This is a genomic window from Oscillatoria sp. HE19RPO, from assembly GCF_024220515.1.
GTDB lineage: Bacteria > Cyanobacteriota > Cyanobacteriia > Cyanobacteriales > Laspinemataceae > Laspinema.
This window is the reverse complement of the sequence record NZ_JAMXOT010000373.1, coordinates 1-2,715: the sequence shown is the minus strand read 5'-3', so window position 1 is coordinate 2,715 and position 2,715 is coordinate 1. Positions and strand designations below refer to the sequence as shown.

Sequence of the window (2,715 nt, the reverse complement as noted above, 5' to 3'; positions counted from 1 at the left end):
AGGGTATTGCAACAAATAAATCACCCAAATGCGATGCTTAAGGAACTAAAAAGACGTTCTTAGCCCGCGCAGGCACCGCTTCGTCCGTATAGCCCCACCCTTGAGGGTGTGGGTTTTTGGGTATTTTATTTTTTGGAGTTCCCTTATCCCGGCAAAACTGCTTAATCGCTGCAACGGTCATGCCCTCTAACTGAGGGCGAGAGTAGCTGCTCATTTTTTTCTCCAATCACAAAAAAGGTGATATAGACAGAGGAAAGGACAGGTCGCGTAAATGCACCCTGATAACGGACAGCATCTCGCTGCCTGTCCTTTAGTGTTCTCTATTTAGCCCCATTATGGAGCTTTTATCTTGATTTGTCAAGTATGGTGCTTCATAATGGAGCGCCAAGGTGGTATAATGGCATCTAAGAAAGAGCGAAGACAAGAAGGTGATTCCGTGCTGGAATCTTTAAGACTAGAGCGAACGACCCTGACACAAGATGAGTTTGCAGTTGCTTGTGGAATCCCTCGAACCACTTACCAACGATGGGTAAGTGGCAAAACCTCAGCAAAGCTAACGCTTCCACAACTGAAAGCAATAGCTCGGCTACTTCAAATCCACAGCATCAATGAATTGCCCGATGACTTTGGACCGAGGGTGCGATCGCACTCCCAGGACGAGGACGAATAAAAACAGACCCCCGTCAAAATCACCGGCGGGGGAAATTTGAACCGGATCAAAATTATGTGGACTAAAAAACACGCAGCCTATAGCTGGCAACAGAAACTTCCGCCCGCGGCCCAATACCTGTGGCAGTGGTTGGAGGAAACCAAATCACTCGACAAGCCCGTAGAACCCGACCTCAGAGACTTCAACAAATGGGTAGCAAGGCATAGAGGAAAAGGCTACTGCCGTCAGACCGTGAAAGATGCCTTTACCAAATTGTCAGAATGTGGAATCGTCAGGGCGCTGAAAAATTTTGGGCATTGGGCCATTCACCGAGTCATCGTCCGAGCGATCGACTCCCTGATACCGCCCAAACCCCTGAGAGGGTGACAACGGAGGTCAAACCCAGACGGGGCAATTGTTTGAGATAATGGAGAAGTCGTCAAAAAGCGGGTGGCCCTTGGAGCCACCCTGACCAAAAATGTTAAAGACATTATACCACTCCTTATTACGCATTCATCTGAGCGAGAGTCAAGCAAAGACCTTAGAAATCAAAGTTTCTGATGCTTCAAAGTTATCGAAACGTCAGATTATCAACTCTCGCCAACTTCTTTCCACAACCTATTAAATACAAGAGTCGAATCCGAAATATTCAGCGATTTCTGGAACTCCCCCAGCTCTGCAGTAAGTTACTCTGTTTTCCGATAATCAAGGCGGCTTTAAAATCTGAATTTAGAGAGAAAAAATTAAATAGAGCGCAACCGAGACATCCCTCAAAATTAAGATTTAAAACCAAAAACTATGTAGCGATTGCTCTCGACCGAACTCAATGGAGAGACCGGAATCTACTCATGGCCACCATAATTTGGGAAAATCATGCTTTACCAATATATTGGGAGTTACTTTCTAAATTGGGCAGTAGTTATTTCCGGGAACAGAAACGGGTACTAGGGCCGGTACTGGCCCTGTCTTTAACCTTATCCGCTCGTGGTCATAGGCGACAGAAAATTTCACAGTGCTAAACTCGCTTCCTGGCTCAGGGACACGGGTGTAGACGTTGGATTTCGTCAAAAAAAGAGTGCTTTTGTGGCTACTTAATGCCAGCCAGGTAAGTCTTTAAAAACCCAAAGATTTAAAGCGGGCGAATCCGACTTTTTTAAAAATGTAACCTTTCAAAAATCTGAACCTATTCAGAGAATTAACTTAGGAGTTTGTTGGGAAAAAGTCACCAAGAAAAAAGGGGAAATAACCATGATATTTACTAACTACGATTTCCAACTCTAAGCTGGTTAAGCAACTCTATCAAGCACGGTGGGGTATTGAAATGATGTTTAGAGATTGCAAAAGTGGCGGCTATCACATGGAATCTACTCGGGTGGATACTACCCGATTTTTAGCTTTAGTTTTGTTGATTACTTTCGCTTATTGTTTAGCGACTAATTGGGGTTATGAGTTTGAATTTAACCATTTAGTAGATTACCTCGGTCGAAGCGAAAAAACTCCTAATAATTATCCTCATCACAGTACCTTTTGGCTCGGATTATCAGGTTATGCTTGGAGCCAGTCCCTCGTTTTCACAGCGAAAAGAGATGTTAGCATTGATGGCCCTAAAACCTCATAGAGCTTCAGAATTTTCGTCAAGGTCTAAATGCTCTATCCCTTGTACAGCAAATGGTTTAGCTATCTTGTCACCCTCTGAGCCCAAACCCAAACCGAAAAAAAACTTGCGCTCAGAGAATTCAATTTGCGATTCAGACCCCTCAAACCCGCAATCAGTCAAGCCCGAGTCTAGTAGCAGCAGCAATAGTATTTCTGAGGTAAACAAGGCATCAGTGATCCAAGTTTGTGCGGATCACGCAATCCACTATTCCCCAGATAAACCCGCCAAAGTTTTTGAGCATCCCGTAGAAAACGTCAGGAGGGCGATCGCGCACTTCTATTCCCGAGGTGGACACCAAAAAATCACCAATCCCTGTGGCTGGTTAATCCAGTGCTTGGAATGGGAGTGGTGGCATGATGACCTTCAGTTCGTTGGATTGCAGGGATTGTTGTCATGAGTACCCCCGATC

The 2,715-nt window shown here is 44.9% G+C and carries 4 protein-coding genes and 1 pseudogene; 4 read left to right on the top strand and 1 reads right to left on the bottom strand.

The window, feature by feature from the left end:
- Nucleotides 1-37 precede the first annotated feature (37 nt).
- The gene (locus tag NG833_RS26930; RefSeq protein ID WP_254568353.1) at nucleotides 38-214 is read right to left on the bottom strand and encodes a hypothetical protein; all 177 of its coding nucleotides are present in this window, start codon (nucleotides 212-214) and stop codon (nucleotides 38-40) included.
- Between the two features lie 183 nt (nucleotides 215-397).
- Between NG833_RS26930 and NG833_RS26925 the strand changes: the two genes are divergently transcribed.
- From NG833_RS26925 to NG833_RS26910, 4 genes and pseudogenes are all read left to right on the top strand, one after another.
- A complete protein-coding gene (locus tag NG833_RS26925; RefSeq protein ID WP_254568352.1) occupies nucleotides 398-670 on the top strand; it encodes a helix-turn-helix domain-containing protein in 273 nt (90 codons plus the stop codon).
- Nucleotides 671-724: 54 nt separating this feature from the next.
- Entirely contained in the window at nucleotides 725-1,036 is a 312-nt protein-coding gene (locus tag NG833_RS26920; protein ID WP_254568351.1) for a hypothetical protein, read from the top strand.
- Between the two features lie 91 nt (nucleotides 1,037-1,127).
- Nucleotides 1,128-2,326, top strand: a pseudogene (locus tag NG833_RS26915) (IS4 family transposase).
- A gap of 5 nt (nucleotides 2,327-2,331) precedes the next feature.
- The gene (locus NG833_RS26910) at nucleotides 2,332-2,703 is read left to right on the top strand and encodes a hypothetical protein (protein WP_254568350.1); all 372 of its coding nucleotides are present in this window, start codon (nucleotides 2,332-2,334) and stop codon (nucleotides 2,701-2,703) included.
- The last annotated feature ends 12 nt before the right edge of the window (nucleotides 2,704-2,715 follow it).